At 71.6% G+C, this 15,096-nt stretch carries 12 protein-coding genes; 7 read left to right on the top strand and 5 right to left on the bottom strand.

All coding sequences use genetic code 11. The annotated features are described in order from the left end of the window. Positions 1-537: 537 nt before the first annotated feature. Positions 538-3,027: a glycosyltransferase gene (locus ACF088_RS38420; protein ID WP_392380615.1), complete on the top strand. Its 2,490-nt coding sequence runs from the start codon at positions 538-540 to the stop codon at positions 3,025-3,027. Then, complete coding sequence (locus tag ACF088_RS38415) at positions 3,024-4,355, top strand: acyltransferase family protein (protein ID WP_392380614.1); 1,332 nt, start codon at positions 3,024-3,026, stop codon at positions 4,353-4,355. Before ACF088_RS38420 ends, ACF088_RS38415 begins: the two co-directional genes overlap by 4 nt. 41 nt (positions 4,356-4,396) lie before the next feature. Here the strand turns inward: ACF088_RS38415 and ACF088_RS38410 are convergent, their stop codons facing one another. Beyond that, on the bottom strand, positions 4,397-5,179 hold the full coding sequence (locus ACF088_RS38410) for a TetR/AcrR family transcriptional regulator (protein WP_392380613.1): 783 nt from the start codon (positions 5,177-5,179) through the stop codon (positions 4,397-4,399). Between the two features lie 130 nt (positions 5,180-5,309). On the opposite strand from ACF088_RS38410, the gene ACF088_RS38405 reads away from it, so the two are divergent. Continuing rightward, positions 5,310-5,531 (top strand): hypothetical protein, encoded by a 222-nt coding sequence (locus tag ACF088_RS38405; protein ID WP_392380612.1) that lies wholly within the window; start codon positions 5,310-5,312, stop codon positions 5,529-5,531. A 76-nt stretch (positions 5,532-5,607) separates the two neighbouring features. Next, positions 5,608-6,339 carry a Clp protease N-terminal domain-containing protein gene (locus ACF088_RS38400; RefSeq protein ID WP_392380611.1) on the top strand — a complete coding sequence of 244 codons (732 nt, stop codon included), beginning with the start codon at positions 5,608-5,610 and terminating at the stop codon, positions 6,337-6,339. A gap of 184 nt (positions 6,340-6,523) precedes the next feature. Here ACF088_RS38400 and ACF088_RS38395 read toward each other — a convergent pair whose 3' ends face one another. After that, positions 6,524-7,324 (bottom strand): maleylpyruvate isomerase family mycothiol-dependent enzyme, encoded by an 801-nt coding sequence (locus tag ACF088_RS38395; RefSeq protein ID WP_392380610.1) that lies wholly within the window; start codon positions 7,322-7,324, stop codon positions 6,524-6,526. Positions 7,325-7,441: 117 nt separating this feature from the next. Beyond that, positions 7,442-9,409, bottom strand: coding sequence for an amino acid transporter (locus tag ACF088_RS38390; protein ID WP_392380609.1), 1,968 nt, complete (start codon positions 9,407-9,409; stop codon positions 7,442-7,444). Between the two features lie 309 nt (positions 9,410-9,718). Between ACF088_RS38390 and ACF088_RS38385 the strand changes: the two genes are divergently transcribed. Further along, positions 9,719-10,192 carry a DUF4118 domain-containing protein gene (locus ACF088_RS38385; protein ID WP_392380608.1) on the top strand — a complete coding sequence of 158 codons (474 nt, stop codon included), beginning with the start codon at positions 9,719-9,721 and terminating at the stop codon, positions 10,190-10,192. Positions 10,193-10,301: 109 nt separating this feature from the next. On the opposite strand, the gene ACF088_RS38380 is transcribed toward ACF088_RS38385, so the two are convergent. After that, the gene (locus tag ACF088_RS38380) at positions 10,302-10,790 is read right to left on the bottom strand and encodes a hypothetical protein (RefSeq protein WP_392380607.1); all 489 of its coding nucleotides are present in this window, start codon (positions 10,788-10,790) and stop codon (positions 10,302-10,304) included. A 72-nt stretch (positions 10,791-10,862) separates the two neighbouring features. Continuing rightward, positions 10,863-13,661, bottom strand: a complete 2,799-nt coding sequence (locus ACF088_RS38375; protein WP_392380606.1) for a SpoIIE family protein phosphatase — start codon at positions 13,659-13,661, stop codon at positions 10,863-10,865. A 283-nt stretch (positions 13,662-13,944) separates the two neighbouring features. Here ACF088_RS38375 and ACF088_RS38370 point away from each other — a divergent pair, with 283 nt between their 5' ends. Together ACF088_RS38370 and ACF088_RS38365 are read left to right on the top strand one after the other, a co-directional pair. Further along, positions 13,945-14,472, top strand: a complete 528-nt coding sequence (locus ACF088_RS38370) for a DinB family protein (protein WP_392380605.1) — start codon at positions 13,945-13,947, stop codon at positions 14,470-14,472. A 105-nt stretch (positions 14,473-14,577) separates the two neighbouring features. Next, the gene (locus tag ACF088_RS38365; RefSeq protein ID WP_392380604.1) at positions 14,578-14,712 is read left to right on the top strand and encodes a hypothetical protein; all 135 of its coding nucleotides are present in this window, start codon (positions 14,578-14,580) and stop codon (positions 14,710-14,712) included. Positions 14,713-15,096 lie beyond the last annotated feature (384 nt).

The raw sequence follows: 15,096 nt of genomic DNA, 5'->3' as shown, positions 1-15,096 counted from the left end.
ATTTCGCGCATCAACCTGCTTACTGGGTATAGCCGATGGCTCGGTGCTTACCGGGCGGTAGCGGCTCTTGAGGTCACACGGACGACGCGGCGTAATAAGAGCGTTACGTGGATGAGGGTGTGGTGTCACAGTGAGCGTCAAGGCTGGCGTCATCGGCCGTCTCCGCCCCACGGGGCCGGTCCGCGAACGGTTGAAGCACCTGAAGCACCTGAAGCACCTGAAACGCCTGAAGCACCTGAAGTACCTGAATCACCTGAAACGCCTGACATCCGGTCCTCCCCCCACAATCCGATCAGGATGGGACCCTTCATATGCGATCAGTACGGGAACGCGCTGGTGCGTTCCGAGGCTTGGAGCCTGTCCCGGCAGTCGTGCGCCCGCGCGCCCTCGTCCGCTCCCGCAGAGACGGACCCGCGAAGTGAGCGCAGCAGTTTCACATGTCATGTAACTGACAAGCGGCTGGAGATCCGGACCACTGCCGCCTGCCCGGCGGCCTGCCCGGCTCTCGCATGTCTCCTTGCGAAAGGACCTTCCCAGGTGCTCACTTCGCACCCCCACAACGCAAAGGGCTCACCCACGGCCCTGCTCGACGATGTGACCCGCCCCGCCCGCGGTGGCCCTGCCCCCCACCGCGAAACCGCCGACCGCCCCCGGGGCGGCGGTCACGTCCTGCTGGTCGGCACCCCGGGACCGCGCCGGGAGCGGCTCACCCGGACCCTGCGCTCCACCGGCCACGAGGTGAGCCACGCCCCGCCCGGCGAGGTCGGCCGGTTGCTGCGGCAGGCACAGCCGGACGCCATCGTCGCCCTCGACGAGCAGGAGGCCCCCGGGGCCCGCGACGCGCCTGCCCACGACGCGCCTGCCCTCGGCGAACAGGGCGCACCCGGCCTCGGCGAACAGGGCGCACCCGGGGCTCACGCCGCACCCGGCCTCGACGTGATCCGCGAGGTCCGCACCGCCCCCGCGGGCCGGGCGTTGCCGCTGCTGATGGTCACCGCCGGCCCGGAGCCCGCCGGAGTGGCGGACATGCTGCACCACGGCGCCGACGACTGCATACCCGAGGCCTCCGACCCGGTCGAGCTGTCCGCCCGGATCGAGGCCAAGCTCCGCCGGGTCCCGGTACCGGTCGAGAACCTGCTGCGCGACCCGCGCACCGGCCTGTACTCCCACCCGCACTTCCTCGATGAACTCGCCCGCGAATTACAGCGTCCCGAGGCCGCCCGGCACGGCGGTGTGCTCGCCGTGGTCGGCGTGGCCGAGATGGTGTCCCTGGAGGCCCGGCTCGGGCAGCGGGTACGCCGCGAGGTCGCCGAACGGCTGGCCGGTGTCGCGGAACGGCTCGGCAGCTTCTGCGACCGGCTCGGCTGGGACGACGACGGCCAGCTGCTGATGCTGCTGCCCGGCGTCGACGAGGAGACGGCCCGCCGCGGGCTGGAGAAGTTTGCCGCCACGGTGGCCGGCACCCGGTTCATCGTCGCCGATGAGAACGTCCGTCTCACCCCGGCGATCGGCTGGCTGCCGCTGACCGGATGCGCGGACGGCAACCGGGCCACCGGCCAGGCCAGGGACGCGGTGCAAGAGGCGCTGCGCCACCGGGATCTGCGCCCGGTCAGATACGCGCCGTGGATGCGCGGCACCCCGCACCGCCACCGCCGCCCGTCGCTCGGCACCCTGATCCGGCCCGCCCTCTCGGCGCTCTCCCCGCTCCTGGCGCTGTTGTTCGGCGTCGCGGTGCCGTTCGTGCTCTACCAGCAGGCGTACGAGCTGGGCTTTGACCTCGGCTCCGGCATGTACTGGGTGGTGGTGGCCGGATTGGTGCTGTCCGCGCTGCTGATCGTCCTGGAGTGCCTCTTCTCGCTCGACGCGGTCACCCGGCCCGAGACGCCCGGAGCGCCGTACCCTCCGGCCAGTGCGGTCATCGCCGCGTATCTGCCCAATGAGGCCGCGACGATCGTGGACACGGTCGAGTCGTTCCTGCGCCTCGACTACCCCGGCGAGCTGGAGATCGTGCTGGCGTACAACACGCCGCACCCCTTGCCCGTCGAGGACACCCTCCGCGAGATCGCGGGCCGCGATCCGCGGCTGGTGCTGCTGCCGGTCGCGGGCAGCACCTCCAAGGCGCAGAACATCAATGCCGCGGTCACCCGGGTCCGCGGTGAGTTCGTCGGCATCTTCGACGCCGACCACCACCCGGCCCCGCACTCCTTCCGGGACGCCTGGCACTGGCTTTCCCACGGCCATGATGTCGTCCAGGGCCACTGTGTGATCCGCAACGGCGACAGCTCCCGGGTCGCCAAGCTGGTGGCGGTGGAGTTCGAGGCGATCTACGCGGTCAGCCACCCGGGCCGTACCCGGCTCTACGGTTTCGGTGTGTTCGGCGGTTCCAACGGGTTCTGGCGCACCGATCTGCTCGCCCGTACCCGGATGCACGGCTCGATGCTCACCGAGGACATCGACTCGACACTGCGCGCACTGGGCGAAGGCGCCCGGTTCGCCGTCGACCGCACGCTCGTCTCCCGTGAGCTGGCGCCCACCACCCTCAAGGCGCTGTGGAACCAGCGCTCCCGCTGGGCGCAGGGCTGGCTCCAGGTCTCGCTCAAGCATCTGTGGCGGTGCCTGCGTTCCCCGGTCTTCACGGTCCGTCAGAAGCTGGGCCTGGTCGTCCTGTTGGGCTGGCGGGAGGTGCAGCCGTGGCTGACGCTGCAGATCCTGCCCATCCTGCTGTACTCGGCGTGGAAGGCGGGCGGGCTGCAGCGGCTCGACTGGGCGGTGCCGGTGTGTGTGCTGGCGATGCTGTTCACCCTGGCGGCCGGTCCGGTGCAGGCGCTCTTCGCCTGGCGGCTGGCGATCCCCGAACTCCGGGACCGTGGGCCGTGGTTCTGGTCGTACCTCTTCGTCTCCACCTTCTTCTACAGCCACTTCAAGAACATGGTGGCCCGGCAGGCTCATCTGAAGGAGGCGTTGGGGGACCGGCAGTGGCGGGTCACCCCGCGGGCCGCCACGGTGAAGGCGGTGGGTGGCCGGTGACCGGCACGGAGGCCGCGGCCGGCGGCGGGGTGCCGGCTGTGACCGGCGGCCGGTCCAAGGCCCTCCCCGGCGGCCGATCCACGGCCCTCGACGGCAGCCGAGCCCATGATCCAGCGCGCGGCGGGGGCGGTTCCGTGGCCGGTAGCCGGATCACTGCCCCTGCGGGCGGCCGGAACAACACCCTTGCCGGTTTCCGCGGGATCGCCGCGATCAGCACCGTCGCCTTCCACGTCTGGCAGCAGTACTTCCGCTATGACGCACAGGGCAGCCACCCGCCGGTCGGCAACCCGGTCCTCGGTGCCGTGCTCTCCCTGGAGGTCATCGACCTGTTCTTCGTGCTGTCCGCGTATCTGCTGACGCTGTCGTACGCACGGGCCGCCCTCGACGGGCGCTCCACCCGGCCGGCCCGGAACTTCCTCTTCCGGCGGGCGATCCGCATCCTGCCGCTGTACGTCCTGGCGGTGCTGGTCGTCTGGGCGAGCCGCAATCCGACCCTGCCGGGCAACTGGCGGGACCTGGTCGAGCACCTCACCTTCACCCATGTCTTCGACCAGCAGCGGATCTTCTACACCCTGGGTCCCACCTGGTCGCTGTCGCTGGAGGTGTTCTTCTACCTCGTGCTGGTGGGGGTCGGGCCGCTGGCGGTACGCGCCTGCCGGCCGCTGCGGCGGCGCGGTACCCGGGTGGCGGTGTGCGCGGCGGGGTGCCTGTTCCTGTTCGCCGTGCCGCTCGCCTGGATCGCCGTCGCCCACTACGGGTTCGGGGTGCCGCACACCGACTGGGTGGTGTACTTCGGACCGCAGGCCCGCTTCGGCGGCTTCGCTGCCGGGATGGGGCTGGCCGTGCTGACGGCCGCCCTCGGCGAGCGGGGCCGGCTCGGCCCGCGCACCGCGCTGCCGCTGGCCGCGCTCGCACTGGCCGGTCTCTTCGCGCTCTCCCTGGACTCCGGCCCGGAGAACTTCACCTTCACCTTCTACCATCCGCTCGCCTCGGTGCTGTGGGGCGTGCTGGTCTTCAGCACCGTCCATGTGCGTCAACAGACCTTCTGGCAGGGCTTCTTGACGTCCCGTTGGCTGACGGCGACCGGACTGATCAGCTACAGCCTGTTCATCTGGCACGAGCCGGTCATGCTCCAGCTCCACCGTGCCGGTCTGCTGCCCACCGGTCAGCCGGGCTTCCCGTCGGCCCTGCTGATCGTGTTCCTGGCGGCGGTGCCCGTGGCCGCCGCGAGCTACTGGCTCATCGAATACCCGGCGAGCCTGCTCGGCCGCCTCAAGGACCACCGCGGCCGTCCGCGGGAGTTCTATCCGGAGCCGGCCACCCGCTGACCGCCCCGAGGGCTGCCCTTGGCCACCACCTTCGCCGGAGATCAGCGCAGCGTGCGCCGGTCTCCGGCGAAGATCTTGTCGAGGTGGTAATCGAGCGTACGGCGTACGTCCTCCAGCGTGCGGCGCCGGTGGAGCACATCCTGGCCCAGCCCCACCGCACCGGACACCAGCAGATCCGCCTCGCGCCACGTGTCGAGGCCCGGGGCGGTCCGCCCGTCGCGCTGCGCCGCGGCGATCAGCTCCGCCACCAGCCGCTCCAAGGGCTGGTCGGCGGGCAGGAAAACCGTGGCGAGCTCCGGGTCGGTCAGGCTGCGGGCGTAGTACGCGGCGAACACCCGCAGCGCGGTGGTGCGTTGGGCATCCACGGGCAGAAACTCGTCCAGCACCGCCCGCAGCAGGGCACGGGGATCGGTGACGTCGAACCGGATACGGGAGCGGGCGATGCGCTCGTTCTCCGCGTGCAGCAGATGCAGCGCGTCGACCAGTAGCCGGTGCTTGCTCGCGAAGTGGTACTGGACCGCGCGCAGTGACACCCCGGCCTCGGCCGCGACCTCCCGCAGGCTCGCCGCGTGCAGCCCCCGTTCGGCGGCGATCCGCCAGAGCGCCTCGGCGATCTGGCGGCGCCGCGGCGAGGGGGCACCGGGCGCCGCGGGCCGCTCGGCCGCCGGGGCGGGCGGCTGCTTGCGCCGCCGGTACGCCTTCGCCTGACAGCTCCGCGAGCAGTACAGCGCCGGCCGCCCCCGGCCCGGGGCCGGGACGGCCGTGGAGCAGATCCGGCACACCGGCCCCTGTGCAGCCTTAATTTCGTCACGCTCATTTCCCATTCCGGAACCTCACATTGTGTGACGTAAATCGAATCCATCAGTAATTCAGCGGCAAAGTGCCACTTCCTCAATGATACGTTCGTAACGTTCCGAGGGGGACGTGGAACTTTCCGAGGGGGCTTGGGGACTGATGAAGTACGACATCCTGCAGATCATCGGCGCCGCCATGATGGTGTTCTTCGCACAGGGGGCGATCCGGTTGCTCATCGACCATGACGACACCGGGATCCTGGGCTGGCTGGGCGGTGGTTTCCCGCTCGCGCTCGCCGTGCGCGGGGCGTTGGTCGCCGTGGGCGTCCTGCTGACGGGCCGGTCCCACACCCGGGCGAAGGTGCTCGGTCGGCGGGGCTGACCCGTCCGGGGCGTCCGGGTGTCGAGTTGTCAACCGATGGTTGACAGTGGCTCGACTGTCAACCTAGGGTTGCCTCATGGTGGAACCGACTCAGATCAACAATCCCGTCCGCCTCGACGACCTCATCGAGGCCATCAAGAAGGTGCACGGCGACGCCCTCGAACAGCTTCAGAGCGCGGTCGTCGCCGCTGACCATCTCGGCGAAGTGGCCGACCATCTCATCGGCCACTTCGTCGACCAGGCCCGCCGCTCCGGCGCCTCATGGACCGAGATCGGCAAGTCCATGGGCGTCACCCGGCAGGCCGCCCAGAAGCGGTTCGTGACGAAGGACGAGCCGGCGCCCGACATGAGCCAGGACTTCGGCAGGTTCACCCCTCGGGCCAGGAGCGTCGTCGTCGCGTCCCAGAACAAGGCCCGCGAAGGCAGTCACCCGCAGATCGGCACGGAACACCTCGTGCTCGGCCTGCTCGACGACCCGGAAGGGCTGGCCGCACAGGTGATCGTCGCCCAGGGCGTACAGCTGGAGACCGTCGGAGCGGTCGTGACCGAGGCGCTGCCGGAGCCCTCCGGTGAGCCCCTTCCGGCCCTCGTGCCCTTCGACGCCCGTGCGAAGAAGGCGCTCGAACTCACCTTCCGCGAGGCACTGCGGCTGGGCCACAACTACGTCGGAACGGAGCACCTGTTGCTGGCACTGCTGGAGCAGGAGAACGGCGAGGGCGTGCTCAGCGGGCTCGGCCTCGACAAGACGAGCACCGAGGAGTACGTGTCGGCCGCCCTGAGGGCGGTCCGGGAGAAGCTCCAGGAGTAGCTACCGGAGCAGTAGTGGCGCTCCCGGCCCGCCCGCCCGTGCCCGGCGGGCGGGCCGGCACCGCGGCGCCGCGGCCCTCCCTTGTCGGGACACGCCGGAGAAGTGATGCGGGGGACCAAAACGGTGTGACACCTGAGCCCCACGTTTGTCACGGGGCGCTGTGTGCCGCCTTGGAAACGCCGCCTCAGAACGCGGAGTGGGTGAACCAGCGCGCGAGCAATTCCCCGTCGCCCGCCGTCTCGATGGCGTCCGCGTCCTGGACCGGGCGCCCGTAGGCGAGGAGCAGCAGATCCGCGGCGGCGCCCTGTACGACGGCGTCGGCGGGGCCGGCTGCCGCGTCCCCGGACTGCGGCTCCACCTCGAAACCGTCGGGCCGCAGGCGGACCAGCCACTCGCCGGCGGTGTCCGTGCACCGGAAGCGCAGGGTCTCACCGTTGCCGCGGAGGTGCGCCACCCCGGGGGCGAAGGAGGTCGCGAACGGCAGATTGACCAGGAACTCGTCCACGCCGTCGGCCGCGAGGTCGGGGTCGATCACCGTGCGGGCGCCCACGGCGCGTTCCGCGTCGGTGCGGTGCACCAGGGTCTCGAACAGCATCCGCCGCATCCAGAACCGGGCGTGCTGATCGGCGCCCCAGGCCCACATCGGGGCATCCGGGTCCGTCTCGGCGAACGCGTCGGCTGCCCGGGCCGCACCCGCCGTCAGCCAGTCGGCCCAGCCGGTGTCGTCCGCGGGCAGCGCCAGCTCCACGTCGCGGCTGCGCGGTGGCTCCTGGATGCGCTGACGCAGCAGGAGGGAGAACCACCGCTGCACGCTCCCGGTGTGCCGGACCAGGTCGAGGAGCGTCCAGTCGGGGCAGCCGGGCACCGGCAGCGACAGGTGCGCGCCGTCCAGTGCCACAACGAACCTCGCGGTCTCCGCCGCGACAGCAGCGCGGTGTACGGCAGGGGTGACGGCCGCCCGGCCCGAAGTGTCCGGCGTGTTCATGGTGCTGTTTCCTGATCTCCTCGGCCCGGCGACCTGACCGGCCGGGCTTCTGCGGGCAGCCTGTCACAGCCGGTCGGGGGGAGCCGTGTGCGGGTGGCCGTGAGCAGGCTCCGTGATTCAGCCGACGTGCACCCGCGGGCGCCGGGCCGGGTCCGGCTCGGCACGGCGCAGGACCTCCCGGGCGACCGGAGCGACCTCGCCGTCGCCGAAGACCAGGAACCGCAGCAGATGGCTGAACGGATGGCCCTCGGTCCAGTTGAAGTAGGCGTGCGGCACCTGGCCGGTGTGTTCGCGCAGGTGCATCAGCACGGCGGCGATGGTGTTCGCCACGCCGGCGCCCTCCACCCGCAGGATCTGCGCCCCGTACCGCTCCTCGCCCCGGATGTGCAGGTCCGTGGTGAAGTCCGAGGAGTCTCTGACGGTCACTTCCAGGAACAGCACAGGCCGGCCGTCGGGTATATGGGTCTCCTCGCGCTGGCTGTACTCCTTCTCCTGGTACTCCGCCGCGTCCCGCTCGTCGGGCTCGTTGGCGATGACCCGCAGCGGCCCGGCCGCCATCGCGGCGCCGATCAGCCGCTCGGCCGTCTCGTCGAAGTCGACCTGTACGGCGCGCAGTTCGAAGGCCCGGTGAACCCGTGAGGCGAACGAGGTCAGCAGGATGCCCAGGATGAACAGCAGGGCGATCTTCAGACCGTCCGGCCGCTCGATGACGTTGGTGACCAGGGTGTAGCCGAAGACGAGTGTGATGGCGCCGAAGCCGACGGTGGCCGCCCGCAGCCGCCGGTGGCGGGCGGCCACCGTGGAGGCGAAGGACGCCGAGAGCATCAGCACCAGCACACCGGTCGCATACGCACCGCTCTGCTCGTCGACGCTGGCATTGAAGAAGAAGGTGATGCCGAAGGCGGTGGCCAGGAAGATCAGCACCAGCGGACGCACCGCACGGGCCCACTCCGGAGCCATGCCGTACCGCGGCAGATAGCGCGGTACGAGGTTGAGCAGACCCGCCATCGCCGAGGCGCCGGCGAACCAGAGGATGGCGATGGTGGAGAGGTCGTAGACGGTGCCGAAGGCCTCGCCCAGGTACTGGTGCGCGAGGTAGGCCAGCGCACGCCCGTTGGCCGAACCGCCGGTCGCGAACTCCTTCTGCGGGATGAGCAGCGTGGTGGCCAGGCTCGACAGCAGCAGGAAGCAGCTCATGACCAGGGCCGCCGTGGTCAGCAGCCGACGGGTGCCCCGGATCCGGCCGGCCGGATGCGCCGCGGTGTCGGTGGCGGCGCCCTGTACCTGCGGCATGACCGCCACGCCCGTCTCGAAGCCGGACATGCCCAGCGCGAGCTTGGGGAAGACCAGCAGCGCCACACCGACGATCGCCACCGGCGAGGAGTGCTCGGCGGTCATCGCGCCCCACCAGTCGCCGACCACCACCGGGTGCGACAGCACATGCCAGGCCGCGGTGGCCAGGACCACGACGTTCAGCGCCAGATAGGTCCCGACGAGTCCGACGGCGATGCCGATCGCCTCACGGAAGCCCTTGAGGAACACCGCGCCCAGGGCGGCCAGCAGCACCAGGGTGATCCACAGGTTGGCGCCGTGCAGCAGGGGAGGGGCGAAGGGGTTCTCCACGACATGCGCCGAGGCGTCGGCGGCCGACAGCGTCATGGTGATGATGAAGTCCGTCGCGGCGAACCCCAGCAGCACCAGGACCAGCAGCTTCCCCGCCCACCACGGCAGCAGTCGCTCCAGCATGGCGATCGAACCCTCGCCGTTCGGGCTCTCCTTGGCGACCCTGCGGTACACGGGCAGCGCGCCGAACAGTGTCAGCGCGATCAGCACGAGCGTGGCGAACGGCGAGAGCAGACCGGCCGCCAGCGCGGCGATGCCCGGCTGGTAGCCCAGCGTGGAGAAGTAGTCGACGCCCGTGAGGCACATGACGCGCCACCAGGAGTGGCCCTTGTGCTCGGCCGGCGGGGTGCCGTGCGGCCCGGGGTGGCGGGCGGCCTGGCTGCTGAGTCCGTCCAGGAGCCAGGCGCGCCACCGTCGGGAGGTGGGGGTGGGGGGCGTGGGGTCCGCCTGGACAGTGGTCATGCGGGGAGGTCCTGCCGATCATCGTCGTCGTTGGGGCAACGAGGAGCGAGTATGCATCACCACGTCAGCGGCGCCTCGTCCCACCCCGCCCGGGGCGACATCGACGGGTTCCCCCCTGCCGTCAAGGCCGTGTTCCCCTTGCCGTCAAGGCCGTGTCAGAAACCGTCCGCCGCCCGTACGCAGGGCGTTAAAGGACAGGGAGACAGGGCTCCCGCACCGCCTCCCGCGCGCACTCTGGCGGCAAGGGTCCACCGCGGATCCACGGGACCGACCGGTCCGCCGCGCGGACCACAGCAGGAGGTGTTCCCCGTGGCCACCCTGCACCGTCCGGCGACCTCCTACCGCCCGTACCTCCCCGACGCCCCGCACACCCCCCGTGCCCCGCACATCCCGCGGGTGACACTGCCCCGTACCCGGCCGGCCCATCGGGCAGCGCCCGGCCGCACCCTCGCCCGTGACCTCGCGCTGCCGCTCGGCGCCCTGGGAGCGGCGCTGCTGGTGACCGCCCTGATGCTGACCGGTGAGACCGCGCACGCCGCGGTCGCGCTCGCGGTCTTCGCCCTGCTGACGGTGGCCGTGTCCCTGTTCGCCCGGCCGGCCGCGGTGCCCGTCGTGGCCCTGGTGTCGTGGATGTTCTACGACGGCTTCGTGGTGAACCAGCGCTCCGACCTAGCCTTCCAGCCGCAGGACCGGACGGGCCTGCTGGTCCTCCTGCTCGCCGGTGTCACGGGCGCCGGCTGCGCGGCCGCCGTACGGGCCGTCCGGCGGCACTCGGCCGGTTGAGGCCGACCGACCGGAACCTGTCCGCTCACGGCCGGTCGGGGCTGACGGTGGCCTGCGCCCTGTCCGCTCCGCTCACGGCCGGCGGTGGCTGACCGGCCCTTCGCGGCATTCAGCACCGGCAACGTCCCCGGTGGTGGTGCCGGCGGCACGCCGAGTGCCGGTGCCGGGCCGCCGCGGCCCGCCGCCGTCGGCCGGACGCGCCCAGGAACCCGAGCCCGATGCCCAGCATCCAGGTGTCCTTGGCCATCGGAATCCCGTCCCGGGTCGGCCGCAGACTCCCCTCCTGCCGCATCCCCGGGACACGCAGATACAGACCGACCAGCCCACCGGAGAACCCGGTCAGTGCCAGTCCGGCCAGCCGGGTGGGGACGAACGGCGCCAGCAGCGCGCCGCCGACCACGAGCTCCGACAACGACAGGAGCCGGGTGAACCGCTCGGCGGGAATCCTGTCCAGGAACGGGTACGCCACACAGGCCAGACCGTGCACGGCCTCCGCGGTGGCCTGGTCCGCCCGCAGTTTGGTCAGCCCGGAATTGAGGAGGAACGCACCGGTGGCCAGCCGGGGGGCCAGATCACGCGCTTCGGGCAGCTGCACCATGGGAGCCTCCAAGATCAGATCTTCGGCCCCTTCACCGAGCTTAGCCAGGGGGCACGAGGGGTGCATCCGGCGTCACAGCGCGGGCACGTCGTCCCACTGGTCGAGGATGTCGTCGACCGAGTCCGGGCCGGGCTCCGGCCGGCCGCCGTCGAGCGCCTGCTCGGTCCAGATGATCTTGCCGTTCGGTGTGTAACGGGTGCCCCAGCGCTGGGCGAACTGGGCGACCAGGAAGAGGCCGCGGCCGCCCTCGTCCGTGGTGGCCGCCCGGCGCAGATGCGGGGAGGCGCTGGTGCCGTCGAAGACCTCGCAGATCAGGGCACGGTCGTACAGCAGCCGCACCCGGATCGGCTGGGCCCCGTAGCGGATGGCGTTGGTGATCAGCTCGCTGAGGATCAGCTCGGTGGTGAACGAGAGCGCCTCCAGGCCCCAGGACTCCAGCGCGCCCACGCACGCCGACCGGATGCGCGCGACGGCCGCCGGATCGGAGGGCACCTCCCATTCGGCGACCCGGCCGGGGTCCAGCAACTGGGTACGGGCCACCAGCAGGGCGATGTCGTCACCGGGGTGTTCGGGCAGCATCGTGCCGAGGACCGCCGTACAGATCTGCTCCGGGGTGCGGTCCGCCGCCGTGGCCAGCGCCGTACGCAGCAGCTCCAGGCCGGTGCCGATATCGCGGTCCCGGCCCTCGATCAGCCCGTCCGTGTACAGCACCAGCCGGGAGCCTTCGCTCAGGGTGAGCTCGGTGATCTCCACCGGCTCGCTGCCGCCCAGTCCCAGGGGCGGGGAGACGGGCATCTCGGGGAACGACACGGTGCCGTCGGGGGCGATCACGGCCGGCCCCGGGTGGCCCGCCCTGGCCAGGGTGGCCCGGCCGCCGACCGGGTCGTAGATGGCGTACAGGCAGGTCGCGCCGGTGATACCGGTGCGGCCGGGGTGCGCCGGCGCCCCCTCGCTGTCGCCGCCCGTCCCACCCGGCCACGTCCCCTCGTTCCCGTCCCCGCCCCTGCCCTCCTCACCGGTGCCGGAGCCCGCCGCCTGCACCTCGTCGGTGTCGATATGGGTGACGAGTTCGTCCAGGTGGTTGAGCAGTTCGTCGGGCGGCAGGTCGAGAGCGGAGAAGTTGTGGACCGCGGTGCGCAGCCGCCCCATGGTGGCGGCGGCGTGCAGACCGTGTCCGACGACATCGCCGACCACCAGCGCGACCCGGGCGCCGGGCAGCGAGATGACATCGAACCAGTCGCCGCCGACCCCGGCGTGCGCGGGGAGATAGCGGTGCGCCACCTCCAGGGCCGACTGCTCCGGCAGGGTCTGCGGCAGCAGACTGCGCTGCAGGGTCACGGCCGTGGTGTGCTCACGGGTGTAGCGGCGGGCGTTGTCGATCGCCACGGCGGCCCGCGCGGTCAGCTCCTCCGCGAAGGCCAGGTCCCCTTCCTCGAAGCCGCCGGAGGTCCCGCTCCGCCAGAAGTTGGCCAGCCCCAGCACCACGCCCCGCGCCTGCAGCGGTACGGCGATCAGCGAGCGGATACCGGCGTCCAGCACCCGCTGGGTGCCCGCCAGGTCCTGCCGCCGCCACTCGTCCGACCTGCGCAGATCGTCCACCAGGACCGGACGGCCGCTCTCCAGAGCCGTTGCCATCGGTGTGCCGGACACCACCCTGAGCACCTCGCCCACCCGGTAGATCGCCGACTCGTCGCGGACACCACGGGCCGCCATCCGCCGCAGATCGGTGCCCGCGCCGGCCGCCGGCTCATCGCCCCGCAGCACCGGTTCCAGCAGCTCGACGGTGGCCACATCGGCGAACCGGGGCACCGCGACATCGGCCAGCTCCTCGGCGGTACGCCCCACCTCCAGCGTGGTGCCGATCCGCAGCCCCGCGTCATAGATCAGCTTCAGCCGCTCCTGGGCCACGCCCGCCCGGCCGGCCATTGCCCGCAGTTCGGTGCTGTCCCGCAGCGTCGCCACGGTGCCGGCGGGTCCGCCGTAGGGGGCGGTCGGCCGGACGCTGACCCCGATGAGCCGGTCGCCCGCCAGCAGCACCTCGTCGGTCGCCTCCCGCCCCGAGGCCAACAGCGCGCTCAGCCGTGGTTCCAGACCCAGGTCCGCGACCGGGCGCCGCTCCGCGTCCGCGTCCGGTGGCAGCCCGAGCAGCCGCCGGGCCTCGTCGTTGGCGAGCAGCAGCCGTCCGTCGCTGCCGATGATCAGCACGCCCTCCCGTACGGCGTGCAGCACCGCGTCGTGGTGCTCGTACATCCGCCGCAACGCGGCCGGATGCAGCCCGTGCGTCTGCCGCCGCAGCCGACCTCTCACCCACGCCGCCCCGCCGATGACCACCAGCAGCCCGCCGGCGACGGCGCCGAGCAGCACCTCCAGCGGGTGCACCACCAGCCCGCCCGCCCGCTGTATGCGGATCCCGGCGGACCCGAACCCGGCGGACCCGAACCCGGCGGTCGAGCCGTTCCGGTCGGTGACCGGAACCGTCGTGCTCACCGCGGGACCGGCGGACGCGGCGAAAGCGGAAGGGCTGGACACGGCGATGTGGTCGACACCGGAGGCCGGGCGCGCCGCCTCCGCCTGGGGCCGCAGCAGCGCGGTGGAGTCGCGGGATTTCATGGCGGCGAGGGTTCCCGGCGCATGGGCGAAGGGGGTGGCCCCGACGAGGGAGCGCTGACGGGCCTCCGGCGTGCTCACGCCCTCCGCCTGGCGGACGAGAGCCACGGCGGCTGCGACGACCAGCAGCACCGCGAGGGCGAGCGGCAGCACGAACACCCGGCCCGCCACGCTGTGCACCCTCAGCAGCGAGCGGAGGCGCTGTCCGGGGGAGTGTGCTGACGCCTGCGCATCGTCACCCTCTCGCCCGAAAATTTCCGTCATGACCCATATTTAGCATTGTGCTCCCTCGCCGGGTGCCCGGCCGTGTCGGCCCCGTGCGCCGCCGTCGCGCTCACCCGCACGTTGTCGATCAGCGCTCAGCCCCCTTCCCGGGTCGCGCGACCGGCTCGGACGGGAAGCGCCCGCCGCATCCTTCCCGCCTCGCCTGCCCCACCGCCATACGGTCGCCTGACCCACCGTCGTACGGTCGTCGGCCCCACCGTCGTACGGTCGCCGGACGACGCATTGCCCGGTCCCCCCGACGGTGTGTGGAAAGGTATGGCCCATGGGGACGACATCAAACGGGCGGACGATTCCGCCCCTGCAGGCCGATGAACGCGCCACGCTCGAAGGCTGGTTGGACTTCCACCGCGCCACGCTCCCGCTGAAGTGCGAGGGACTGGACGACCGTCAGATCCGCCTCGCCTCGGTGGCACCGTCGCCCATGACCCTGCTGGGCCTGGTCCAGCACATGGCGGAGGTCGAACGCAACTGGTTCCAGCGGGTGTTCGCCGGCCGGATCGTTCCGCCGGTCCACGAGGCGGGCGCCGGAGACGGTTTCACGCTCACCCCGGACCGCGGGATCGACGAGTCACTGGCCCTCTGGCACGCGGAAGTCGCACGGAGCCGCGAGCTGACAGCCGCCGCCTCGCTGGACGACACCGGCAGCCTCTCGGAACAGGAAGCCGGCCTCGCCGGCGGCCAGGGTGTTTCGCTGCGCTGGATCCTGGTCCACATGATCGAGGAGTACGCCCGCCACAACGGCCATGCGGACCTGCTCAGGGAGAGCATCGACGGCGTCACGGGGGCTTGAGGTCTGCGGGGGGGGCGGGGGAGGCCCGTGTCCCTGCTTCGGTCGCGCGAACGGGCGCCTTCGGGGGTGAAGGGATCGCCTCGCCTTCCCCTTTCGGCGAACGGCGTGGCCCCTGACCTGCCCTCCGTCCTGTGGCAGCAGATCCTGCGCGATGTGATCGGTCAGAGTGCCGTACCGTCCACCGCGCCGCCCGCGTCCCACGCTGCGCCCCTCGTCGCGATCGTGCTGATCTTTGTGTGACGCGCAGTCAATCAGGCTCTCCACGGGGGTGGGCACACGGACATCTCGAAGGTGACGTCACGTGAGGTGCGTACGAGCTGCGGCAAGAGCGCCGGCAAAACGACCGTCCGCAAGTGGGCGTGCGCAGAGCGCTGAGGGGGCGGCTCGTCCGGTGGCTGCGGAGCCGTTGACCGGGTGAGTGCCGTGGGGAAAAAGGGTTGGCACCGCGGCATCCCCGTCCCGTAGGCTCTGCGCCGCAAGCCGTTGAATACGTGTGACGTTTCGCGAGAACAGGAGGTGAGGACCGTGATGACTGTCATTGCGCCGGGCGCTGCCCGGACCCGGAAGCTCATCCAACCCACCCCTGTGGTCTCCGGCTGACCGACCTTTTCCTCTTCTCGCGCG

This window comes from Streptomyces sp. NPDC015125 (assembly GCF_043080045.1).
GTDB lineage: Bacteria > Actinomycetota > Actinomycetes > Streptomycetales > Streptomycetaceae > Streptomyces.
This window is presented reverse-complemented; position numbering and strand designations above follow the sequence as displayed.

Bases quoted from the DNA above. Each gene is read 5' to 3' on its own strand.
- ACF088_RS38405 (WP_392380612.1), top strand. From the start codon at position 5,310: ATGAAGTACGACATCCTGCAGATCATCGGCGCCGCCATGATGGTGTTC.
- ACF088_RS38370 (WP_392380605.1), top strand. From the start codon at position 13,945: ATGGGGACGACATCAAACGGGCGGACGATTCCGCCCCTGCAGGCCGAT.
- ACF088_RS38390 (WP_392380609.1), bottom strand. From the start codon at position 9,409: ATGACCACTGTCCAGGCGGACCCCACGCCCCCCACCCCCACCTCCCGA.
- ACF088_RS38375 (WP_392380606.1), bottom strand. From the start codon at position 13,661: ATGACGGAAATTTTCGGGCGAGAGGGTGACGATGCGCAGGCGTCAGCA.
- ACF088_RS38410 (WP_392380613.1), bottom strand. From the start codon at position 5,179: ATGGGAAATGAGCGTGACGAAATTAAGGCTGCACAGGGGCCGGTGTGC.
- ACF088_RS38380 (WP_392380607.1), bottom strand. From the start codon at position 10,790: ATGGTGCAGCTGCCCGAAGCGCGTGATCTGGCCCCCCGGCTGGCCACC.
- ACF088_RS38395 (WP_392380610.1), bottom strand. From the start codon at position 7,324: ATGAACACGCCGGACACTTCGGGCCGGGCGGCCGTCACCCCTGCCGTA.
- ACF088_RS38400 (WP_392380611.1), top strand. From the start codon at position 5,608: ATGGTGGAACCGACTCAGATCAACAATCCCGTCCGCCTCGACGACCTC.